Here is a 23,187-nt window from a genome sequence, read left to right on the forward strand (position 1 = left end):
ATAGTCAGATCATATGAAAGCTCAGATTCAGCAAGGGTTACTGTTCCGCTTTCTTCAATGCCGAGTACTATATCTCCCTTTACAACAGTTGTTTCTTTATATACATAGCTTTCAGTTGAAAGCCTTGGATAAATAAGAAGCTGATAAATCACCAAAGTAATGACAACAAGGAACAACGCTGCTATGCCAATGAATTTTGCAAGAAACTTTTTATTTTTCAGTTTTTTCTTAATTGTCTCCACTTTCACTTTCATCCTCCTCATCAGTATCAAATGTAACCGTTGCTGTCAGATTCTGTGAAAGATTTGAGACATCCCCCTTAAGTTCAACAGTTACCGTATAAGTTACGGATGACCTGCTGCTTGAAGCAGTGTTAGGATTTATAGCTGTAATCACTCCTTCATAAGTTCCATAATCTTCAAATGTCACTGTTGCCGCCTGACCAACAACCAGCTGCGAAATATAATCCTGCTCAACGGAAGCAGATACGGAAATAGTGCTCTCATCAGTGTATGCAATCACCATACTGTCAGCAGAAAGACTTCCGCCTTCGGAAACAGCTACCATCATTATTGTTCCTGCTGTTGAAGTATACATATATCCATCGCTTATGGACTCATTGAAGGCACTCAGATTATCCTCTGCATCATCCATTGCATCCTTCAATGTAGCCAGTTCCTCTTCAGCTTTTTCGACTGCTGTATCGTAAGTTGCCTGAGCTATTTCACTCTGAGCTACTGTTTCTGTTTTAGTGGAATTTGCCGCTGTAAGTGCGTCATCATATTCGACCTGTGCTTTAGATAGCTGCGCTTGTAACTTTTCCAGATTAGCCTGTGCTTTTACAAGTCCGTTTGCTGCGATTCTGACTGCATCCTCATAATCTTCGAGAGCCTGCTCATACTCTTCCTGCTCCTGCGTAACTTCTTCTTCAAAAGCCTCATATATTTCGTAGTTACTGTCATGTGTTTCTGACAATGACTGCACTTCAATATTCCATTCATCATAAAACTTCATAAGCAATGTAAAATTGTTATAAAGCTGAGTTTCCATTTCTCCCAGATTATAGTAGGTGTAATAATAGTCATCATTTACCGACGCTGTATACTCTTCAACAAGTTCACCGGCTTCTTCAACCTGCTTTTTTAGATTTTCTACCTCTTCCTTTTTCTCCTGAATGTCGCTATTGTAGTCATTTTCTGCATACTTGGAATTGACGCTTGCCTGCTCCAGAGTGCTCTCAGCAGTCAATACCTCCTCCTCATAATCTATTACTCCCAGTCTGTATGCATATTCTGCCGACTCAGCAGCCTGTTCCAGTTCAGTCCGCGCTTTTTCAAGACTTTCATCAGAAATCTTCAGGATTTTTGCTCCTTTTTCAACCTCGTCTCCATTGTTTAGATAAACTTCTTCAATCTCAAGTGTTGTCTCCAGACTATCAACATCAAAAGTCTCTTCCACCATGCCAACAGTAGTTATTCCACTGGCTGTCACTCCAAAAGACATGTCCATTCCACCGGGGCCAAAGCCATCCCTTCCCGGTTCTGATCCCGAATTTTTCCTCAGGATAATCCGTACACCAAAAATAGCGCCAACAACAAGAATTAAAGCCAAAGCTATGGCAACAATTCTTGTTTTGACGCCGGTTCTCTTTATCCTACGTAGTATTCTTGCAGGCAACTTTACCCCGTTTTGCCTGTCTTCTCTTTTCTGGGCATCTCTTTCCTCCAGACGCTCAAGCCTTTTCTCCCTGCTTTTTTCAATAAATTCTTTCAGCTTCATGAAAGTCTCCTTCGGCAAAAACAATCTTTCCTTCTACTTTGCCAAAAGAACCTAAAATGAAACTAAAAAAATCTCCACATAAATGTGAAGATTTTTTTATCTTTTATTTATTCTACGCTGTTTATAAGAGCAAATATTTCCTCTTTAATCCTCTTGTTTGTCTCAAGAGCATTTTCTCTGCTGTCCCTGTTTGAATAAAAATAGAATTTAATCTTTGGCTCCGTTCCCGAAGGTCTGATAGCAAACCATGAGCCGTTATCAAGAAAGATTCTTATTGCATTCTGAGCAGGAATGTCTTCATAACCACCTATATAGTCAATTACCTTTTCAACCCTTGCTCCTGCAACCTCAGAAGGAATATTCTCTCTGAACCACTTCATCATGCGCTGAATACGCTGTGCTCCGGATATTCCCTCAAGAACGATATTGGGCTCATCCTCAGCAAAAAAGCCGTATTTAGCATAAATTTCCTGAAGCACATCCCAAAGAGTCTTTCCCTGTTTTCTATAGTAGGCTGCTGCCTCAGCTACAAGCATACCTGCTGAAATACCATCTTTATCACGGATATCTTCGCAAACCGCATATCCAACGGACTCTTCATAGCCAAAGAGATAGGTATATCCATTCTCATGAAGATATGGAATCTTACCGCAAATGTTCTTAAATCCTGTAAGAGTCTCAAACATTTCAACCCCGTAAGCCTTTGCCATGATAGTAGAAAGAGTTGAAGTAACAATAGATTTTACCATTGCTCCCTTAACAGGAAGTGTGCCTGCATCTTTTCTTCCTTCAAGGACATAGTTAACGAGGATATATCCCGTCTGATTACCATTAAGCGGAACATACTCTCCCTTGTCATTTCTTATCTCAATGGCAAATCTGTCTGAATCAGGATCCGTTGCCATAAGAAGCTCAGCGCCAAACTCTTTTCCGTACTGTTCTGAGAGCTTAAATGCTTTAGGATCTTCAGGATTGGGGTATCCAACTGTAGTAAAGTCAGGGTCAGGATTTTCCTGTTCAGGAACAATCTTCCAGTTATTAAAGCCTCTGTCAGTAAGCATCTGTCTGAACGGAATAGAACCGCATCCGTTAAGAGGTGTGTAAACAAGAGGAATCGATAAGTCAAGCTCATCTCCTTCGTGAATAGCCATACCTTCAATCTTATCCAGATATTCCCTGTCATACTTCTCATCAAGAATAGTGATTTTTCCTTCTTTTACAAACTGATCAAAATCACCTTTCTTAATGCCATTCCACATATCAACCGCATCTATTTTTTCAGTCATACCATCAGCGATTTCTGATGAAACCTGACATCCATCATCCCAATATGCCTTATATCCGTTATACTCTCTTGGGTTGTGAGAAGCTGTAATGTTAATTCCGGAAACCGTTCCAAGTCTTCTTATCATAAATGCAAGCTCAGGAGTTGGTCTAAGGTCAGGGAATGTATAAACCTTAATTCCGTTAGCAGCAAAGATACTGGCTGCAAGCCTTGAAAACTCCTTTGAAAAATGTCTTGGATCATGGGCAATGACAACACCCTTTTCCATGTTCTCTTTTCCTGAAGCTACAATGTAATCAGCAATTCCTTGAGATGCCTTTCCAACAGTCAAAAAGTTCATTCTGTTTGTTCCGGCGCCGACTTTTCCACGAAGTCCCGCAGTTCCAAAGGATAGATTTTGGAAAAATCTCTCTTCAATTTCAGTGTCGTTATCCTTAATCTCTATAAGTTCTGCTTTTAATGGGTCGTTGTCTGAAAGATTGTCAAGCCATTCATTGTATCTTTCTTTATAATCCATATTAAAACCTCCGTAAAAAAATATTTCATAACACCTCATTATTTTAACATAAAAGGCATAAAATTACTCCCATCCTATACAAAGACGGGAGTAGTATTTTAATATAGATCAAAGCTTAAAAATTTGAATCTTCCTTTTCCTTTATATGTAATGTACAAAGCTTCTTTTTCCGATAAACCGGATATGGCAAAATCTCCTCCAAAGTTATCATCTTTCCTTTTCTTTGCACATCTGACTGAAATTCTTGCTATAATTTTACTCCTGTCCATCTTGACATAAGCATCAGACAAAAGCGGCGATGCAACATTCTTTCCTCCATACACTACAATTTCTCCATCAAGAGGCTCGGACTCCTTAATGAAAACTCTGATACTCTTGGTATCTCTAAGGTCAAAAAACTTAAATCCTGCCACTGCTCCATCGCAGAAATTATCAATGTATTGATCAGGTCCATTCTCTCTGTCCCCGCCATCCTGAGTAAGAAAAGGAGTATTTTTCTTTGGATGCTTTATCATTGATAAAAATCTTGTGCCATCCTTGCCGTAAAGATTACATGCAATATACGCCGGGAAACTTCCTGTTCCTTTAATCGCGCCGATGGTAAAGCCCTTACTTGTCATCTGCGCCTGATAAAATCTCCCGTTCTCAAACCTGATTTCCTCTACGCAGGCTTGCCTTGAGGATTGTTTTCTATTGGTCTGTCTGTGATAAAAGACATAGTACCTGCCATTAAGCTTAATAAGGCTTCCATGGGTATTGCCGGTGTTATTCATAGCTCTTTTAACACTGGTAATATCAGCAAGACCTATATCACCGTTGGACACCAATGTGCCGCCAAAGGTAAATCCTTCCGTGGGCTTATCAGAGACTGCATAACACAGCTCATGGCTTTCCATGGAGCTGTATATGTAATAATATTTCCCATCAAATTTCCTCATGGAACTGGCTTCCAGAAAAAGATGTCCCTTATAGCCTTTTTTATTTCCGTCTTTAAAACCACCAACGCCAATATAAGCAGGTCCTTTTTTTACGGTAAACATGTCTGACGAATCAAGTTCAAACACCATTGGACCATAATCTGTTGGTTTACTGCCCATAAGAAGAACAGGATTATTTCTTAAAGCAAAGCCTGTGTACAGATAAAGTTTTCCATCATCGTCCATAAATACACCCGGATCAAACTGGAATGGTTCTCCCCTGTGACCTATAGGTGTTTTGTCTTTGTATTGTACATCTCCGTAAAACTCATACTTTCCGGCAGGTGTATCACAAACCGCAACAGAAATTTTTTTGGTTCCACCCATAAAGTAGTACAAATAAAATCTTCCATCAGGCCCCTGCACCATATCAGGCGCAGCAAGCCCCAGAAGAAATCTGGGGCCTTTTGCTGACGGATCCTGTTCTCTTTTAAAAATAACGCCTTCATATCGCCAATCCGATAAATCGCCAAGCGGAGCCGAGTAACATACATAATCACCCATACAGAATGAAATACCGTCAAACAGATCATGGGATCCGTACACGTAAACTCTGTCTCCAACTATATGAGGCTCTCCATCAGGGATGTACTCATAACTTGGCAGATACGGATTAAAGGAATATTTTTTCATAAAACGGATTTCCTTATAATATTTATTTTTTTATTCTGCTTCCTGCTTCATAAATCCCGAAACCCAGCAGAGAATCATTCCTATCACTGCAATTGATACAAAAATTATAAAGCTTATTATTGTATCAATGGTATCAAGAGCCGCAACAACATATCCAATCTGATTGACCATCACATAGAATGAATGAGCAGCAGCAAAGCCCAAGAGAACTGCCAGTATTACAGGAAGCAGATTATTCAAAATCCTATTATTCACAAAAATTGCCACACATTCAATAACTACTGCAAGCGCCAGTACAACAAAGACAGATGGCATCTTGTACATAACCTGAGTATATACAATTATATCCGCCAAAGCCAGCACACAGGCGACCAAAGTAAGATAAAAACCTATTCCTTTGTTTTTCACTTTTCTTCCCCTCCTTTGCGTACAGATCTAAAGTATAAAGCAGCGCCTATTATCGTAATAATAGTAAATAGTGAAATTGCTGCATAAATAGCGTTTTGCCACCATGTGGATACATATTTGATATCCATGGTTTTGCTGATTCCATTCATTCCATTGGATTGAGCAAGATTATACAGCCAATACTTAATGTTACTCTTCATCATCTTTTGGAATGCTGTATCTTTTGCTATTTCCGATTTTGAAGCAGCCATAGTTCCTATTTTGGATGTTTCATAAGCTGATGTAGTAAGACAATTTCCGCCTCCTGCAAATGTTATATCTCTCCAGTTCATGTAATCGGCACCGTTGATCATATCTGTAACGAAGGCACCTGTGTAGCCCCACTCATTTCTGGCTATATTGATTAATAGCTCTTCACTGGCTCCCACAAACTGAGTTCCGATTCTGTTAAAGGCTGTCATAACAGTAGCAGCTGTATTAAGTGACATAACACCCTGGAATCCTCTAAGTTCATTCTCACGTGCTGCCTGCTCTTTAATAAATGTTGACATACCTGAACGGTTTGTTTCCTGATGATTAAATGCAAGGTGCTTGGGCTGGGCCTGGAGTCCTTTTGACTTCATACCTGACGTAATGGCAACACCCATAAGGTTTGTAAGCATTGAGTCTTCAGAATAGTACTCATGATTTCTTGCATTATAAGGAACTCTGTGAAGATTCATGCCGGGTCCTATCACTCCTGTCTCCTTTGTCCAAAGAGCTGCCTCACCCTGAAGCTCACCTTCTCTTACAACAAGTTCATCATTAAATGTAGCTGCAACTACAGGCTCTGTAGGCATTACATTATCTGACCATGTGGCATAATCATCAGTTTTTTCCACATAAGTCGGTCTTGAAGAATCTGACTTGGTCCATCTCACATAATATCCACTGACCTGATCATAGGTAAATCCCAAAGGGCCATCATTTTCATACAACCTTGGAAGAAGTATTGAGTCGATATTCTCAATATCATCTCCACCTTTTTCTATAAACTGTATCGCCTCATCAAGAGTAATTTCCTCAAGCAGTTGTTCCCACAGCGGATCATCAAGACTTGCAACAGATACAATCTTTCCATCTTCTATCGTCACAAGATCAATAAGATTAAGGTCATGATCAACTCCCCAGGTCTCACCGTCTCCGTTTACCGTAAGCTCATATCTTGAGTTTGTAAGACCAACCATCATTTCATCAGTTGGTGTAAGTGGGTCAACAGTCTCCCATCCCACTGTCCAGTCAGAACGGGTTGTATACTCAACAGTACCCGGAATCTGCGTATTAATATCAGCAAACTGAAGCTGATTCTCTACATTTTCCGAATATGTTGTATCGTCCTTTGCTGAAAGAGTCCACTTAAAAGCACATGTTTCGTCTATGACTTCATCATCCGTAGTTGAAACAAGGTTTTCAACACTTCCTGTTTTAAGAGCAAGAATATTGTTAAGTGCTTCATGAGCACCATTACCTATTGCAAAATAGTAATCTCCTGCATCAAGTACCCATGCTCCACCGTTTGAGTCGTCATAGCTTGCTATATACTGTGGATCAAATGAAACAGTTATTGTCTCGGAAGCACCTGCTTCAAGTACACTTGTCTTGCCATATCCAATAAGCTGTATAGCAGACTTTTCTATTCCTCCCTGAATATAAGGAGCCTGTACATAGAGCTGAACAACAGATTTTCCCGCTCTGTCACCTGTATTGGTTACAGTTACACTGGCACTGCCTTCACCTCCGACTGAAACATTAACGTTTTCCAGCTTCTGCTCAAATGTCGTATATGAAAGACCGTATCCAAACGGATAAGTTACCTCATCTTCATATACCCAGCTGTTTCCCTGAGTCGCGCCGACTGAAGAATCTGCATTTCCCTGTCCTAAAACACTATCTTCGTATCTGGTCTCGTAGTACTTATAACCCACATAGATTCCTTCATTTTCTACAAGATACCAGTCAGCCTTGTCATTCTCTGTAAGATTTCCTCCCTGATTATATGAGTTTGTATACTCATACATTCCAAAGTTTGCCATGGCAGGTGAAGATGTGGAGTCTACAGCATAAGTATCTGAAATATGTCCGGATGGATTAACTTCTCCGGAAATGACATCAGCCACTCCAAGAAATCCATATACTCCGGGTTCTCCTGCCCACACAATAGCATCAATTTCATCATCGTTTTTAAGCTCTTCTATTTCAATAGCATTATCCGCATTGATGAGCACAATCACCTTAGTGCTATGCTCTTTGGCAAGTGCTATCATATCTCTCTCATAATCAGAAAGAGCAAGAGGCCTTTCATATGAGTCCCCTTCTGTAGTATTTACTTCTGTAGGATAATAATCTGCGGCTTCAGATGAATCACGGGATATTACCACTATTGCCGCAGTAGAATCAGCACTTTTTAAAATATCATCCGTGTATAAACTTGCAGGAATCTCTCCCACAGGGTACTCGGACTGATTTACATATGTTGCCGTAAATGCCGGTGAAAGACCGTGTCCTGTCTGACCGAATCCTCTTCTCGCATAAGCAAGAACAGCTTCAGAAGAATACAGATCTATCATTGTCTGATTGAGATTAAATCCCCTCTCTAAAAAAGCTTCTTCTATCCCATAACTTGGCTGACCATTTTCTGTATCAACTGTTGTTGATGAACCAATCATTCCTCCAAGTGTTGGAAAATGAGAATTAAGTCCCCATAAAGTGACAGATTCACTACTTATATTTAGTGGAAGCGCCCCATTATTCTTAAAAAGAACAGTTCCTTCACTTGCTATTTCCTCTGCAAGTGCTCTTTTTGCCAGGACCATCTCTTCAAGTGTTGAAAATTCCGACTTGTAATATATCGTATCCTCTGTTCCGTCTCCGCTGTCAACAACAATGTTATTTGTTGTCCCCAAGCGGGCATTGATGAAGCCCACATTGGCATTAGCTATGTTTAGCCCTGCAAAAAGCATCGCAAGGACAGAAGCTGATATACCGGTCAGACCTCTCCATCCATTTTTTCCTTTGCTCATAATACCCTCCTGAATTATAGTTTTAATGCTCTATATCCTAATATTAGCCGGAATTTTTAACCTTGAACGTCTTTTTCGCCATCTGTCGCTTTTTTATCATAAACTGTAAAAAGGAACCGCAATTAAGCGATTCCTTTCCTCTTTTTTATTTCATCCTGTTCATTTTTTAGATTCTTTTCAACCGTAAAGGCCAAAATAAGAAAAGCACAAATGCCGTAACATATTGTTTCTATCCATATATACGAAACCACAAGAGCAGACCTTGCAGATGCAATCTGAACGCCCTCTCCAAATACAAGTGTCTGGTCAAATCCCGCTGCTGACAAAAGCCCATTCATAATTGATGTTCCTATTGGAGAAGCCGCAACCATAAGCGATGAATATATAGACATTGTGAGCCCATCGGTTCTTATTCCGCTCTTATACTCAATATGATCAATTACATCTGCAATCATTGCAAGAATAAGATAACATGCAGGTGATGAACCAAAACATTTAAGTCCTACTCCAATTCCGACAATCACAAGATTTGTAGGGAAAAGACCTGCAAGCAATCCTCCAAAAAATCCGATAATAAGGAATATAAATGTAGTCTTAGCCTTTCCGATTTTATTTGAAAGAGGCATTACAATAACGACTGCGACAGTCATAGGTACTGCCCCTGCTATTGACAGGATTGTCTGAGCAATCCCCCAGTCGCCGCCTACAATATTAAGGTTTACTACCCATTCGCAAAATTGTGTCATTGCGCCGTTTTTTATAGCTCCTGCCCATTGAAAGAGCATATAAAAAACAATTATTATCCACCACCATTTTTCTGACATAACCGCTGCCAACTGCTCTTTGATGGTGACTGTTCTTTTTTCTTCCTGTCCTTGTTTTCCGTCAACCAGATCTTCTTCTGTTACCCTTTCTCTGGTAAATTTAAACTGCAGGAGTATTGTAAGCGCAGTAATTATCGCTACAAAGATCATTACCATGAGCCATTTGCTCTGATCATTTTTTAATATATTGGAAGCAAGTATCGGAAATACCATTGAGCCTGTTCCCATTACTCCAAGACCTGCTATATTGCTAAGAGATGCCAGTGTGCTTCGCTGGCTTCCGTTTCTGGTTGAAACAGGAACCATTGTGGAATTGGCTGTATTGTAAATAGGAAAAGCTACCGAATAATATAAATTATAGGAAACAGCAATCCATACCATCCTTGCAGTTTCTCCGGCAGGAACAACAAACATAAGTATTGATGCGACAGACAAAGTAGCTGCGGATAAAAGAATCCACGGTCTGGCTTTTCCGGCCATCACTTTAGTTTTCTCAATCAGTTGACCTACTATCAGATTTGCGATAATTATAAATATTGTTGATATAAGAGGCAGCGCTGTTAAGAACCCGTTAGATAAACCAAGAACTTCATTTAAATATTTTTGAAGCATACTTGTAAAAATACCCGATGATAAAAGTGCTCCAAAAGGTCCTACAAGATAGCCTATGAACATCTCCGGTATTTTTACATTTTCCGATCTGACTGCCGATGCCAATATCGGTTTTGACCAAATATCTTTATTTTTACTATTCACGCTTTTCCTCCTGATATGGAATCAATATCTGAAGCTTGAACCATCCGTCTTCTGCTTCTGCTCCGATCGAGCCTCCATACTTTTCTGTAATATTTTTCATACTCTTAATCCCAAAACCATGTATATTGGTATTTTGCTTATTGGTTACAGGCAGATTATGCCTGAATTTAATATGCCCTTCATATCGGTTCTCGACAAAAATACTGGTAAAGCCTTTCTTTTTCTCTACTACCAGATGAATAAGCTTTTCGTTACTGTTTTTTACTTTTTCAACGCCTTCTATTGCATTATCCAGAGCATTACCAAAAAGTGCGCTGATATCCATTGCATCAATAAATGATAACGCCTCCCCATCCACAACACATCTGAGTTCGATTCCTCTTGCCTGGCAGTTTAATGCTTTGGCAGAAAGAATTGTATCAAGAATATTGTTACCGGTTACATACTGATTCTCATATCGTTTTATTTCCTCCAGCATTTCATCCAGATGTTCGGAGGTTTTGCTATTTTCGATATCTGACTTAAGCACGATAATCTGGTGCTTAAGATCATGATATTTACGATTAACCAAATCTATTGATTCCTTGGAAATCTGATATTGGCTATACTGCATCTGAAGCATATTTTTTAAGGTTTCCGATTCTATATTTTCTGACATCTGCTGCATAAGTTCATGGTACATATAAAATAAAACCACCGCCATTAAATCAAGAGATGTCCTTATTATGAATCGTTCCAAGGTATTTACTGTTGTAAAGGGAGTTCCTGAAACAACATAAGAAAGATTACTTAAAATATAGATAAAAAGACCTATTGCAAAAACAGTAAAAAAAGCTCTTCTTGAAATGATCGTCTCTCTGTTTCTCTTTGCATGTTTCTTTTCAGCAATAACAGCGATCAAAACAAACAATAAATAATCCGGCAACATCGCAAGAGCCTGTGTCCCAAAACCTTTCCCGGCTTTTCCTATCTGAACTCCGTAATAGTATACCTGCCAGCCAATAGAAGCCATGAGTTCACCATACATAAAGGATCTGACTGTGTAATAGGCTCTTTTATAGAAATCCCCTTCCATATTCAGTGCAAAAATACTGTACAGAATCATAAAAACAGTTATCATCACAAGCACAAAGCTTATTCCATAAACACCTGTTGTTGCATGCATGAAAATCATGAAAAAAACTGCTATTGGCGATAGCGTAACCCATTTGAACACGCCTTTTATCTTTTTATGATTGGATGATAAAAAGACAAGCGAAGACAGAAGATACGCTATGGCATACCAAACGCCCGGAGTATTTTCTATATATGAAACATGCTTTATTCCTATTTCCATGTTATCCTCCGCTTCGTCTCATATAGTTATTTATTGCTTCAATCAAAGGTTTTTTCTTGGCTCTGCTAACCTGTAATGTGTCTTTTCCGATAATAACATTGTTTCCGTCAACCTCATCCACATATTCAAGATTAATCAAATAGCCTTTATTACATAGAAAAAAAATGTCACTTTTTATTTCTTTAATAACTTCTTTAAGAGATCCCTTCGAATTTATATCATTTTCTGTCGTGTGGAAAATAAGGTCATGATCCAGAACCTCCACGTATTTGATGGTACTTACGTCTATCTTTTGTCTCATTCCGTGCAAAGACGCAATAATGTATTTTTTTTCAGCACTGTTTTTCTTTCCAATAGCTCTTTTCATAGTCTGAGAAAACGGATAATAGCTTATTGGCTTTAAAATATAATCAAGGGCTCCTACCTGATATCCTTTAATGGCATATTGAGGCATATTTGTTATAAAAATAATAATAACCTCATTATCAACTTTTCTAATATCGGTGGCTGCGGTCATACCGTCCATAAACTGCATTTCAACATCCAGAAGAATAATATCAAAAACAGGTTCATAGTGTTCAATAAGTTCATCTCCGTCTGTATACTCATATATCATGAACTTTTCCCCATAATCCTGTTCATACTTCTTGAGAAGTTGTTTAATTTCAGCGCGATATGCCGCATCATCATCAACAATAGCCAGCTTAAGCATAGGACCCTCTCATTTTTATAGATTTTCATCCAGATAATTCTTTATCCTCGATAATTCTTCATCTGTATACATTATATCCCCTGCGTGACCTGCCCCACTAATTACAGTATATTCTACATTTTCCTGCCCTATAAGTTCTGTAATATAATTGTAAAACCTTTCTGTCTGCATGATAGGAACTGTTATATCGCAGTCTCCATGGGAAAGCCAAAACTTTATATTGCTACCAGAATCAAGATTCTCTGATGCATAATGATATATATCAAAAGCCTTAATATCCTCATCCGTCATGGTCCCTGTGTCTTTTCTAAGCCAAAAGGACTCCACATCCTCATAGCCTTCCAGAGTCTGTGTATGAAGCCAGCTATTTGCTATATCAATAATAAACTGCGGAACTTTAAGTGTTTTCCAATCTTCATTTTTTTTGCCAAGCTCAACTGCCCCGTAATAATCAACGCATACGGATACTTTTGCAGAGACTTTTCCGTTTTTGCTTTCTTTCTCCGCCTGGTCAATATAGGTCACATCCATAAACTCATCATCATTTGTAACCGCCGCAGCAACAGCAAGATATCCTCCGGCAGATTCGCCCCATACAGCTATTTTTTCGGCATCATAGCCATATTCATCTGCATGACTTCTAAGAAACCTTATAGCAGCCTTCACATCCGATAACGCTCCGGGAAAGGGTTCTTCCTGAGCAAGTCTGTAATTTACGGAAGCGCATGCATAGCCATGGTCTCTAAAATATCTATACATTAACTGTGCCTGCCTTGACTGGGAGTCATTGGTAATAAAACCGCCTCCGTGAATCAGAACAAAAAGCTTGGGAAGGCTTTCAGACTCTGCGTCAGGAACATAAAGATCCAGATATTGTGCCTGGGAATCCGACGCATAATAGGTCTTGGCATAGGTGCTTCCGCCATCCCACTTTGTGCTTTCATCCATTTTTATTTTATATGCTGTAAGATTTTTAAAAACCATGTATGTTGCATTACTATACATACTTATTATTGTAGCAATAACAATCACAAGTCCTAAAATTACCGAAAGAAAAACTGTCGTTTTTTTCATTTGCCTTATCCCACTTTACAAGGAATCTCTACCTTTTCTTCTTTTCCGTCATAAAAAGCCTTTAATAGGATTTTTTCACCGTCGGTTGCTCTGACTATTGCCATTGCCTCTCCATAATAAGTAAATGTTTCATCCAGCGTATAGCCATCAGGATTATAGGGACATGCATTTCCCAAAGCAACAAGTTCTCCGCCTTCTACGGTCACCTTTACCCTATGCTTTTCCATTGGTTTCCAGATACCGTTGTCATCTGCAAATCTTAGTCTCACATATGACAGGTGGCCTTTCATTACTTCTTTTTCCTCCGGTAAAAGCATAAGTTTTGTATGTACATCTGCCGTTTTTAAAGAATCTCTTCCTATTTCGTTTCCATTACTATCATATGAAACGGCTTCAAGAGTTCCGTTTTCATATTTTGTTTTGAATCTGAATATGCAGTCGTTTGTACTTTTTTTCTTTCCTACACTGTTTCCGTTTACAAAAAGTTCCACAGCTGACGCCCTTGCATATACTTCAACCTTGGCATCATAGCCCTCACATCCTCTGTAGGACCAGCTTCTTATGGCATCAGACATTTTCCATGCTGAAGGTGAATGTTTTCCTGTCTGATAAACCGGACTTACTGCAATTATCGGACCTTTTACCCTGTCAAATGCTACTCTTGTATAATAAGCTTCACCCAAGGGTTTTCCTGTAATATCAAGTCTTCCGCTTCCGGCGGCAAGCCAGCCTGCTTTATCTGCTCCTTTTGGTGCATAGTCATTATATTCCCATGAACCAATACCGGCTTCTCCCAGATAGTCCATTCCGGCCCATACAAAATCACCTACAAGGCCTGGATTTCTTTTTGCAAATTCATAAAACTTATATGCATCCTTACAGAAGGTTTCACTTCCAAGTATCAGTCTTTTAGGATATTTTTTAAGGTCCCCCTTATACCTGAGTATTCCATAGTTGTATCCGGCAATATCCATATTGGCAAATGCATCTTTCGTCTTAAGATCACACGGGTATGTAGCCGCACCCATTTTCATGAATGTATCACCGAATATCCCTGCCATCTGATTATAAAATTCACTTCCAACCGCTTTTTTCTTCTTTTTTGCATTTTGGGCATCCTTCTCGGCTTTTTCATCGCTGTAAATTCCAAAGCCTGCGGAAAAAAGAAAATTAAAGAATATATTTACTCCACAGCTTACAGGTCTGGTGTCATCAAGACTATGAAGGTAATCAGTCATTTTTTGGGTAAAATCTATTCCCTTCTTCTGACTTGTCTCAGCCACTTCATTTCCTGTTGAGTACATGACAACACACGGATGGTTATAATCTTTATCAACCATTGACTTTAAATCAAACCTGTAATTGTCCATAACATGAAGTGCATAGTCATATTTAGTCTTATGTATATACCACATATCAACATATTCATCCATCATGTACATTCCAAGCTTGTCGCATGCTTCCAGCAGGTACTTTGAACATGGGTTATGAGCACTTCTTATAGCGTTATATCCGTTCTTTTTAAGGAGTCTTACACGTCGAAGCTCCGCATCCGGATCAGTTATCGCTCCCAAAAGCTGATTATCTGAATGAATGCACGCTCCTCTTAAAATTATTCTTTTGCCGTTTACTCTTATTCCGTTTTCTCTGTCCCAGGTAAGCTTTCTTATTCCGAATGTAACTTCCTGTGTATCGCTGCCATATGTAACCTTCAATGTATAAAGTGAGGGCATGGCTGCGCTCCAGAGTTTTACGTCTGTTAAACTTATTTCTTTTTCAATGTCAGCATCAAGTGCTCCTTCTTTAACTAAAGCCTTATTTTCATCATAGATGCTGTAAGTTATATTCTTCCCTTCACCTGTCACTTGGATGGTTAAACCGATTACAGCATTTCCAACAGTATATTTATCATCTGTGGCAGTAGCTTCTATTGTTCTTACTTTTATTCCGTCAAGTCTTATATGTTCTTTTTCTGCGCACCAAAGCCAAACAGGTCTGTATAACCCTGAACCTGAATACCACCTGCTGTTTGGCTGATCGGAATTTTTTACAGTAACTCTTATTTCATTTTCTTTATCAAAATAAAGGTTGTCTGCTTTAACTGTAAAATCACTGTACCCATAATTGCAGCCTCCCTTTTTCTCTCCGTTTATAAACACTTCGGGATCATGATAAGCTCCCTCAAATTCAAAAATGAATTCTTTTCCTTCATCTTCCTTATCAAGCGTAAAGAATTTCTTGTACTCATAGTCATGACCCTCAAAATATCCTATATTATGAATCCCGGGGTTATCCTCACTCCTTTTTTCATAAATCATCGCATCATGAGGAAGAGTAACTTTTTTCTCCTCATCATAAACATCTGTCTTTTTAACAGTCCAATCCTTGTTAAAATCAATTTTCTTCATAATCGTTCCTTTCCAAAGACATATCGGTACAATCTGACTATTATATATTAATACAAAAAAATCATTAAACTGAACGCCAACGTAAACTGTCATTATTTTGACATAATCTGCTGTTTTATGGAAAGAAAAAACGCCCTACAAATTTGTAGGACGCAGTTCATTATTTTTTAAGCGGTATCAAAATACGAAGCTCAAACCAACCATTATCTGCTTTAATTGTGGTGCTTCCATCATACTTTAAAACTGTTTCTTTTATACCTTTTATTCCAAAGCCGTGATACTCCTTGTTTTTCTTAGTGGTTCTTGGCACACCGTTTACCATTTTAAGCTCGCCTTCATAATAATTGCTGACAAGCACATGCACAAATCCCTTCTGTCCCGAAACTGTCACATGTATGAGCCTCTTTTGAATATCTCCTATTTTCTTTACGCTTTCAATGGCATTGTCTATAGCATTTCCAAAGATTGTACTGATATCAATCTCATCAATATGATCCAGAAGCTTTCCGTCTGCCACTACAGATAACTGAATACTGTTCTTTTGACATATAAGTGCCTTGGTAGTAAGTATAATATCCAAAACCTCATTGCCTGTTTTATTCTGGGCTTCATAGGTTCTTATCTCTTCTTCCATTTTATCCAGATAAGCGTTTCTTTTGTCCGGATCGGACTGCGATCTAAGTACCGCAATCTGATGCTTAAGATCATGATACTTCTGATTAACGACCTCTATACTCTCTTTGCCAATGCGATAATTGTTGTACTGCATTTTCAGCATATTTCTCATGGCAATGCTCTGCTTTTCCGCGTTAAGCTCCCGCTGCTGATAATGATAGGCTGTCTGGATGGCAACTCCTGCAAGATATACAAGAGTCCTTACATTAAAGCGGTCTGCCTGCGAAGTACCCACAAAAGGAGAATTAACATTGGCATAGCTAAGTGACGACAATATATAGATGAAATATGCAACAAGTGCATTTACCACTGCTTCCATCGGTTTTATTCTGGGAAAAGAGCTTTCATCAAAATCTTTTCCTCCAATAAGGAAAAACATTCCAAATATGACAGCATACGCCACCACCATTATAATAAGCATTTTCCAAAATTCGTTTATCAGGCTGTTCTGATCAGCAACAAACCTGTATATCTGCCAAAAAAAAGAAGAGGAAAAGCCTGCCAGCAAAAAAGCTCTCGAACAATAATAAACAGACGTATAAATTCCCGAGTTGCTCATAACATGTATAAATCCAAACATCAAAAGTGCGGAAAAAGTCATGAAAATATTAAACAAAGTACCGTCATTACCGCCTGTTAAAACCATGTATGATGAAATAACAGGTAAAAACAGCACACTTAACAATATATGTTTTTTTAATTCAAATCTGTGCTGCATCTGCTGCAAAAACAGCACGCAGGCACACCAGTCTGCCACTGCAGTACATATTCTCGGAATATTACCGCTAATCTCCAGTCCCATTATCAACCTCTGACTTCGCTCATATAATTATTCAGTGCATCCACAAATGCCCTCTTTTGTCCCTTGCTTACAGGAATCTTTCTTCCGTCCACAATAGCATCCATTCCATCAATTTCATCTACGTACTCAAGATTTACTATAAAGCCCTGACTGCACCTAAAAAACATCTTCCCCTGTATCCTGCTTTCAATCTTTTTCATGGAACAGTTGATAGTAAGGTCATTACTCCCCTTTATATGAAAAACAAGCTCTCTTCCTGCCACCTCTATGTATATAAGGTTATAGAGGTCTATCTTATGGGCATATCCGTTTCCTGAGAGCAAAATATATTTATGCTCTCTTTCCTTGAGCCTTCCGATTGCCCTTTCAATTGTCTGGGAAAAAGGGAAATAATTAACCGGCTTTAGTACATAGTCCAAGGCATCCACTTCGTATCCCGATATAGCATACTGTGGAGCGTTGGTTATAAATATGATGACCACGTTCCTGTCATATTGCCTTATGATTCTGGCTGTTTCCATTCCGTCCATAAACTTCATTTCAACATCCAGCAGGATAATATCAAAGCCTGAGCTGGTTTTCCCGGAAAGCTCTGTAGTAAGATCGCTTCCGTCTTTATACTCTGTTATAAGAAATCTGTTTTCGGAATTGGACTCATATTTTTTCAGATAATCCAAAAGCAGTTCTCTGTACTTTTTATCATCGTCAACTACCGCAATACTTAACACACTAACCTCCCCAAAACGCATTCCGCCCTATTATGATATACGAAATTTATTGACCGTAGAAGTGTTTTTTTAGATAATTGTCTCATGAAAAAAATTCTTTTGTTTGTCAACTTAATAGCTTTTTTTCTAATGTTTCTTACTTCATGTAATTCTACCACTTCTGACTGTTCAGACACTACTGATACTGTAAGAATCGTAATAGAAGATAATCAAAATCTTGATCTGTCCGAAAGTTTTTACGAAACTGCCTATAACAGCGATCTTTCAATTACCATAACTCCAAAAGAAGGCTACAAAGTCACAGGGTGCGATTTCAAAGACTATCTGTTGGAAAAAGAAGATTATTCTTATAACCTCACTCTTAAAAATGTAAAGTACGGGACAGTTGTCACTGTCTACACCTCGCAATATGAGCTTTGCGCACAGTATGATCTTAACTTTCCGATTTCATCCGACAAAAAAGACAGTTGCTTTAAAGAATATCCGGATGACAGTCATATAAGAATAAACACCTGCAGATACAGCTCTCTGTTTGATTGTGCAGGGTACACTCTTACTTCCTGGAACACACAAAAAAACGGAAGCGGTACTTATATTTCACTTGGAAGCCGTGCAGACAAAAACATCATCACTTCCCAAACATTATACGGACAATGGGAAAAATGGACTCAAACCTCACTTTTTAAATACGAAAAAGAAGGCAGCGCTCTTAAGATTACAGGTTTTAAAGGACAGGTACAAGAGCTGATAATTCCATCCACAATAGACGGCCTTCCGGTGGAAAAACTGGCTTCAAATGCCTTTACAGACCTTTCTGCCCAAAAAGTTGTCATACCTCCTTCTGTAAAAGTTATAGAAAATGGCGCCTTTACAAATTGCAACTTAAACGAAATCATCCTTTTTGACAGCCTTGAAAAAATATCCGACTACTCCTTTAAAGAATGCAGCAACATAAAAACTCTTCGGATTAATGCCGCAGTATCCCCTGTTTACTGCGGTTCATACTACGCAACCTTTCCGGACAAAATGGATTACCTAAAGCTCCTTGAAAATGAATATCCCGGTCAAAAAAAGCTTGTTCTTTTTTCAGGTTCTTCCACCCGCTTTGGGTATGATAGTGAACTTTTGGAAAAAGAGCTCCCGGCATACAAGGTTGCCAACATGGGCGTTTTTGCTTACACCAATGCCCTGCCACAGCTTGATCTTATTCTTGAACATATGAATCCGGGGGACATCCTTCTTGATTCACCCGAATTTGACGCATCAAAACGACAGTTTTGCGTCACCAACAAATTTGACGATAAATTTTTTAACCTTATTGAAGAAAACTATTCCCTTATTGAGAAACTTGATATAAGGAATTATGCAGGCGTCTTTTCCGCCTTTGGGGAGTTTCTATCAAACAGACACGGCATCACTTCAAAAAGCTACGATCTGTCGCCTTCCGACTTTGATGAAAACTTTAACCCGGTAGATGAAAAGACTTATAATATTCAGGGTGACTATTGTTTATTCAGACCAAATGCCAAAGACGATTCTCCTGTATATGATCTGCCTGTTGACTATACAGTTTCAGCATTTCCAAAAGAGTACACTGACGCCCTTAATAAAGAGGCTTACAAATTCACAGAAAAAGGCATTACTTTTCTTTTTACCTATGCTCCGAGAAACGAAAGTGCAGTCTCTCTTGAAAGCACACCAAAAAATCGCCGTGAACTTAATGAGCACCTTAAAAGCGCACTTGATTTTCCTGTAATATCAGATATTGAGGACTCACTTTTTAAAGGCAGATATCTTTTTGAAACAGATAACCACCTTTCAACTGAAGGTGTCCGCATAAGAACCGAAAATATCTTAAAAGACCTTATACCCTATACCCAAAGCTAAGCGGAGGACACTCAATGCTTGACAGACTGCTTCTTTTTACAGTTCCTATACTGATCCTGATTATGCTCATAATGGAGTTTTCTTATCTTAAGATAGCTCTGGTTTTAATGGGCGTAGTGCTTTTGATACTTATTCTTCATACACTCATAAAAGGATTTAAGAACAAATGAACTTTCTATCTCCTGTTTTTTTATGTGCTTTGCCTCTTATTTTGGGGCTGTATAACTTTATTCCCCAAAAGCTACGCCCTTATCTGCTGCTTTTAGCCAGCTGGAGCTTTTATATATACGGAAGTCCGGGTTCCTTTTGGGTTCTTATTGCCATTACCGTCATTTCCTACTGCTATGGACTCATACTTGAAAAAAGAAGAAATTTTTTTATTCTTACAGCCGGAATATTACCGGTTCTTGGTTTTCTTATAATTTACAAATATATGGGGCTGGGGCTTACCCTTCCTGTGGGTATTTCCTTTTATACCTTCCAGACCCTTTCATATATGATTGACGTCTACAAAAAAGACTGCAAAGCTGAAGCCAATTTTTTCAGGTACTCACTTTTTGTATCCTTCTTTCCTCAGCTGGTGGCAGGACCAATAGAACGCCCGCAAAATCTGATTCCTCAACTGCAAAAATGCAAAGTTCAATCTTCTGAGCATTTAAAAGAGGGACTCATCCTGATGCTTATGGGCTTTTACAAGAAAGTCGCTGTAGCCGACTTTTTAGCTCCCCTTGTTGATAAGGTGTACAGTGATCCTTCTCTTTGGATCGGACCTGTAGTATTATTTGCATCAATTCTTTTTTCAATGCAGATTTATGCGGATTTTTCAGGATACAGCGACATTGCAAGGGGCTGTGCCGGACTCTTTGGAATAGAATTAAGTGTCAACTTTGATCACCCCTACATTTCTGCATCTCTTCGCGAATTTTGGAAAAAATGGCATATAACACTTACAAAATGGCTGACCGACTACATCTACATTCCTCTTGGCGGAAGCAGAAAAGGAAAATTTAAGCTTATAATTAATACCCTTGTCGTGTTCCTTATAAGCGGAATCTGGCACGGTGCCGGTCTTAAATTCATCCTGTGGGGGTTGGGGCATGGTATAATTGTTCTTTTTGAAGATATACCGCCTGTGAAAAAAGCTATCAATAGCCTTCCCAAATGGCCGGCAGTCTTTATAAACTTTATGATAGTTAACCTTTTATGGATTTTCTTTAGAGCGCCCGATACAAATGCAGCCCTTACGATGATCAAAATGCTTAAAACAGGCTGGGATAACCCAATCCTAAAAATTTTTAATATATTTGTTCTGACCAAAATTCCAAAAGGTCCCGGCATCATCTGTATTCTTCTTAGTATTGCACTGCTTTATCTATTTCCGAAAGTTGTGGATATAAGCAAAAAATACCGCGTAGTTTTATTTATTATGGCTATCATAATAATATTTATACGAATGTACCAGATAGAACTTGGCACCACCAATTCCTTTATCTACTTTAGGTTTTAAGGATGATAACAATGAAAAATAAGTTATTCTACCTGTGGACAATACTGTTTATTCCTGTTTTTCTGCTATTGTCCACGCTTTGCCTTCCATCCCAATATGAAAACAGCTATATGGGAGAACTAAAATACAAATACAGCCGGTTAAAAAATACCACCGGAAAAAGAATCATCATAGTGGGCGGAAGTGCCATGGCATTTGACATTGACAGCTCACTGATAAAAGAAAACTTCCCGGAATATGAAATTATAAACCTTGGAATGTACGCAGGACTTGGAACTGCAACCGTTCTTGATATGGCAATTTCCTACTGCCATGACGGAGATATTATAATCTTCGCCCCTGAACAAAATCCTCAGACCTTATCTTTATATCTCGGAAGTGAATATGCCTGGCAGGCTGTTGACGGCGCATTTAACATGCTTCCTTTCTTTTTAAGATCAGAAAAAAACATTTCTCTTATGGCAGCAGCATTTCCAAAATTCGCCGCCCGGAAGATAAAAATGTTTGTGACAGATTCAGCCCCCGATCCTGATTCAGTATACAGAAAATCTGCATTTAATGAATATGGTGACATTGCCGACAATCTCTCACAAAACATAATGATAAACGGTCTGGATACCGATACTCCTATTTCTTATGAACAGGGTTCATTAACAAACGAATACATAACCTACTTAAATACATGCGGTGCATCAGCTTTAAAAAGAAATGCCACTCTTGTTTTGGCCTATTGTCCCTCCAATAAGGCTGCGGTTACAAAAGCTGATGCTCCGGACTTTGAAAGCACAATTGATGAATATGGTCTTTTCCTTAAAAATGCTCTTACAATCAATATTATCGGCAATCCCAATGATAGCATCATGGATATGGAATGGTTCTATGATACAAATTTTCATTTAAACAGCAGCGGAAAGATTTTTTACACAAGGCTGCTTATCAGGAATCTAAAAGCATATTTATCCGATTCCTCACTGACCGCCATTGAAATTCCTTCAAAGCCGCCCCTTCTATATGAATCGGGCACAGAAACGAAGGTTCTTACAGCAGGCACCTATTCAAATAACACCACCATAACTTCCATAACAGTAGACAAAGACATTTCCATGATAGAGGACTACGCCTTTAACGGCTGCTCTTCCCTAAAGGAAATCCACATAAAAAATACTGTCCCATCTTCAATTCAGATAGGACAGCACCTATTAGATGGCACTTCTGCCAACATATTCGTTCCAGAGAGTGCCTTATCAACCTACAAAACCGACTACCGCTTCTCCCTCTACTCAGATAGAATCTTTGCTGAAAAAAAATAGCAACAGCATAAAAAAGAATCACCTCTCAAACTCACAGGTTCGGGGAGTGATTCTTTTTTATGCCTATAGGGCGTTTTTATCAGTTCTCTGCTACTTTTTTCACATCGAAGAATGCGCTTATGATTCCAAATATAGCTGCAGCTATGATCGCAACTATTGCTACAACGGCGCTGGACATGTCTGACATGTTCTGGGCGTTGTTAGTGAATGTCATGATAGCGGCCATTCCGTTTATTCTGGTGTTGAGAAGTGTGATGCCGCCAACAAACAGACAAGCCGGAACTATTACAGGTAATATGTCTGTCCATGAAGGTGACACTTTTCCGAGTGTCATCCAAATGATCAAAGCTGCTATTGCTATTGCAAGTGAAGCAATAACTGTTGTGTTTTTACCAAGGTTTGAAAAATATGCAGTATTTGCATTTATTATATAAGCTACAAATCCTATAATTGCAAGGATCAGCGTTATGCAGCTTGTTACCATTCCTTTTCCTAATTTCTTATTCATAC

General features: G+C 38.8%; 18 protein-coding genes. 4 read left to right on the forward strand and 14 right to left on the reverse strand.

Annotated features, from left to right (window positions below; genetic code table 11):
• The 13 genes from J6O61_RS00005 to J6O61_RS00065 all read right to left on the reverse strand — a co-directional run.
• On the reverse strand, positions 1 to 248 hold a 248-nt coding region (locus tag J6O61_RS00005), incomplete at its 3' end, for a hypothetical protein (protein WP_292208040.1).
• On the reverse strand, positions 229 to 1,779 hold the full coding sequence (locus tag J6O61_RS00010; protein WP_292208042.1) for an efflux RND transporter periplasmic adaptor subunit: 1,551 nt from the start codon (positions 1,777 to 1,779) through the stop codon (positions 229 to 231). The genes J6O61_RS00010 and J6O61_RS00005, both read right to left, overlap by 20 nt.
• A gap of 107 nt (positions 1,780 to 1,886) precedes the next feature.
• Positions 1,887 to 3,581, reverse strand: a complete 1,695-nt coding sequence (locus J6O61_RS00015) for a phospho-sugar mutase (RefSeq protein ID WP_292208043.1) — start codon at positions 3,579 to 3,581, stop codon at positions 1,887 to 1,889.
• 98 nt (positions 3,582 to 3,679) lie between these two features.
• On the reverse strand, positions 3,680 to 5,191 hold the full coding sequence (locus tag J6O61_RS00020; RefSeq protein ID WP_292208045.1) for a family 43 glycosylhydrolase: 1,512 nt from the start codon (positions 5,189 to 5,191) through the stop codon (positions 3,680 to 3,682).
• Between the two features lie 30 nt (positions 5,192 to 5,221).
• Entirely contained in the window at positions 5,222 to 5,599 is a 378-nt protein-coding gene (locus J6O61_RS00025) for a hypothetical protein (protein WP_292208046.1), read from the reverse strand.
• A complete protein-coding gene (locus tag J6O61_RS00030) occupies positions 5,596 to 8,658 on the reverse strand; it encodes a glycoside hydrolase family 3 C-terminal domain-containing protein (RefSeq protein WP_292208048.1) in 3,063 nt (1,020 codons plus the stop codon). Before J6O61_RS00030 ends, J6O61_RS00025 begins: the two co-directional genes overlap by 4 nt.
• A 122-nt stretch (positions 8,659 to 8,780) precedes the next feature.
• Complete coding sequence (locus J6O61_RS00035) at positions 8,781 to 10,238, reverse strand: MFS transporter (RefSeq protein WP_292208051.1); 1,458 nt, start codon at positions 10,236 to 10,238, stop codon at positions 8,781 to 8,783.
• Complete coding sequence (locus tag J6O61_RS00040; RefSeq protein ID WP_292208054.1) at positions 10,231 to 11,574, reverse strand: GHKL domain-containing protein; 1,344 nt, start codon at positions 11,572 to 11,574, stop codon at positions 10,231 to 10,233. The genes J6O61_RS00035 and J6O61_RS00040 overlap by 8 nt, the downstream gene beginning before the upstream one ends.
• Before the next feature lies 1 nt (position 11,575).
• Positions 11,576 to 12,286, reverse strand: a complete 711-nt coding sequence (locus J6O61_RS00045; protein ID WP_292208057.1) for a LytR/AlgR family response regulator transcription factor — start codon at positions 12,284 to 12,286, stop codon at positions 11,576 to 11,578.
• Between the two features lie 15 nt (positions 12,287 to 12,301).
• Positions 12,302 to 13,360 (reverse strand): alpha/beta hydrolase, encoded by a 1,059-nt coding sequence (locus J6O61_RS00050; RefSeq protein WP_292208059.1) that lies wholly within the window; start codon positions 13,358 to 13,360, stop codon positions 12,302 to 12,304.
• Between the two features lie 5 nt (positions 13,361 to 13,365).
• Entirely contained in the window at positions 13,366 to 15,768 is a 2,403-nt protein-coding gene (locus J6O61_RS00055; protein ID WP_292208061.1) for a glycoside hydrolase family 2 protein, read from the reverse strand.
• 160 nt (positions 15,769 to 15,928) lie between these two features.
• The gene (locus J6O61_RS00060) at positions 15,929 to 17,245 is read right to left on the reverse strand and encodes an ATP-binding protein (protein ID WP_292208064.1); all 1,317 of its coding nucleotides are present in this window, start codon (positions 17,243 to 17,245) and stop codon (positions 15,929 to 15,931) included.
• 2 nt (positions 17,246 to 17,247) lie between these two features.
• Positions 17,248 to 17,973, reverse strand: coding sequence for a LytR/AlgR family response regulator transcription factor (locus tag J6O61_RS00065; protein ID WP_292208065.1), 726 nt, complete (start codon positions 17,971 to 17,973; stop codon positions 17,248 to 17,250).
• Positions 17,974 to 18,057: 84 nt separating this feature from the next.
• Here J6O61_RS00065 and J6O61_RS00070 point away from each other — a divergent pair, with 84 nt between their 5' ends.
• Genes J6O61_RS00070 through J6O61_RS00085 form a run of 4 tightly spaced genes read left to right on the forward strand, consistent with a single transcriptional unit; the run spans position 18,058 to position 22,677 of the window.
• On the forward strand, positions 18,058 to 19,860 hold the full coding sequence (locus J6O61_RS00070; RefSeq protein ID WP_292208066.1) for a leucine-rich repeat domain-containing protein: 1,803 nt from the start codon (positions 18,058 to 18,060) through the stop codon (positions 19,858 to 19,860).
• A 14-nt stretch (positions 19,861 to 19,874) separates the two neighbouring features.
• Positions 19,875 to 20,030: a hypothetical protein gene (locus J6O61_RS00075; RefSeq protein ID WP_292208068.1), complete on the forward strand. Its 156-nt coding sequence runs from the start codon at positions 19,875 to 19,877 to the stop codon at positions 20,028 to 20,030.
• Positions 20,027 to 21,367: an MBOAT family O-acyltransferase gene (locus J6O61_RS00080; protein WP_292208070.1), complete on the forward strand. Its 1,341-nt coding sequence runs from the start codon at positions 20,027 to 20,029 to the stop codon at positions 21,365 to 21,367. The genes J6O61_RS00075 and J6O61_RS00080 overlap by 4 nt, the downstream gene beginning before the upstream one ends.
• 11 nt (positions 21,368 to 21,378) lie before the next feature.
• On the forward strand, positions 21,379 to 22,677 hold the full coding sequence (locus J6O61_RS00085; protein WP_292208072.1) for a leucine-rich repeat protein: 1,299 nt from the start codon (positions 21,379 to 21,381) through the stop codon (positions 22,675 to 22,677).
• Positions 22,678 to 22,756: 79 nt separating this feature from the next.
• Here the strand turns inward: J6O61_RS00085 and J6O61_RS00090 are convergent, their stop codons facing one another.
• Positions 22,757 to 23,185, reverse strand: a complete 429-nt coding sequence (locus tag J6O61_RS00090) for a hypothetical protein (protein ID WP_292208073.1) — start codon at positions 23,183 to 23,185, stop codon at positions 22,757 to 22,759.
• Positions 23,186 to 23,187: the final 2 nt, after the last annotated feature.

This window comes from Butyrivibrio sp., from assembly GCF_017635265.1.
GTDB lineage: Bacteria > Bacillota > Clostridia > Lachnospirales > Lachnospiraceae > Butyrivibrio.

Bases quoted from the DNA above. Each gene is read 5' to 3' on its own strand.
- J6O61_RS00020 (WP_292208045.1), bottom strand. From the start codon at position 5,191: ATGAAAAAATATTCCTTTAATCCGTATCTGCCAAGTTATGAGTACATC.
- J6O61_RS00090 (WP_292208073.1), bottom strand. From the start codon at position 23,185: ATGAATAAGAAATTAGGAAAAGGAATGGTAACAAGCTGCATAACGCTG.
- J6O61_RS00085 (WP_292208072.1), top strand. From the start codon at position 21,379: ATGAAAAATAAGTTATTCTACCTGTGGACAATACTGTTTATTCCTGTT.
- J6O61_RS00010 (WP_292208042.1), bottom strand. From the start codon at position 1,779: ATGAAGCTGAAAGAATTTATTGAAAAAAGCAGGGAGAAAAGGCTTGAG.
- J6O61_RS00040 (WP_292208054.1), bottom strand. From the start codon at position 11,574: ATGGAAATAGGAATAAAGCATGTTTCATATATAGAAAATACTCCGGGC.
- J6O61_RS00060 (WP_292208064.1), bottom strand. From the start codon at position 17,245: ATGGGACTGGAGATTAGCGGTAATATTCCGAGAATATGTACTGCAGTG.
- J6O61_RS00045 (WP_292208057.1), bottom strand. From the start codon at position 12,286: ATGCTTAAGCTGGCTATTGTTGATGATGATGCGGCATATCGCGCTGAA.
- J6O61_RS00050 (WP_292208059.1), bottom strand. From the start codon at position 13,360: ATGAAAAAAACGACAGTTTTTCTTTCGGTAATTTTAGGACTTGTGATT.
- J6O61_RS00055 (WP_292208061.1), bottom strand. From the start codon at position 15,768: ATGAAGAAAATTGATTTTAACAAGGATTGGACTGTTAAAAAGACAGAT.
- J6O61_RS00080 (WP_292208070.1), top strand. From the start codon at position 20,027: ATGAACTTTCTATCTCCTGTTTTTTTATGTGCTTTGCCTCTTATTTTG.
- J6O61_RS00075 (WP_292208068.1), top strand. From the start codon at position 19,875: ATGCTTGACAGACTGCTTCTTTTTACAGTTCCTATACTGATCCTGATT.
- J6O61_RS00015 (WP_292208043.1), bottom strand. From the start codon at position 3,581: ATGGATTATAAAGAAAGATACAATGAATGGCTTGACAATCTTTCAGAC.
- J6O61_RS00070 (WP_292208066.1), top strand. From the start codon at position 18,058: ATGAAAAAAATTCTTTTGTTTGTCAACTTAATAGCTTTTTTTCTAATG.
- J6O61_RS00030 (WP_292208048.1), bottom strand. From the start codon at position 8,658: ATGAGCAAAGGAAAAAATGGATGGAGAGGTCTGACCGGTATATCAGCT.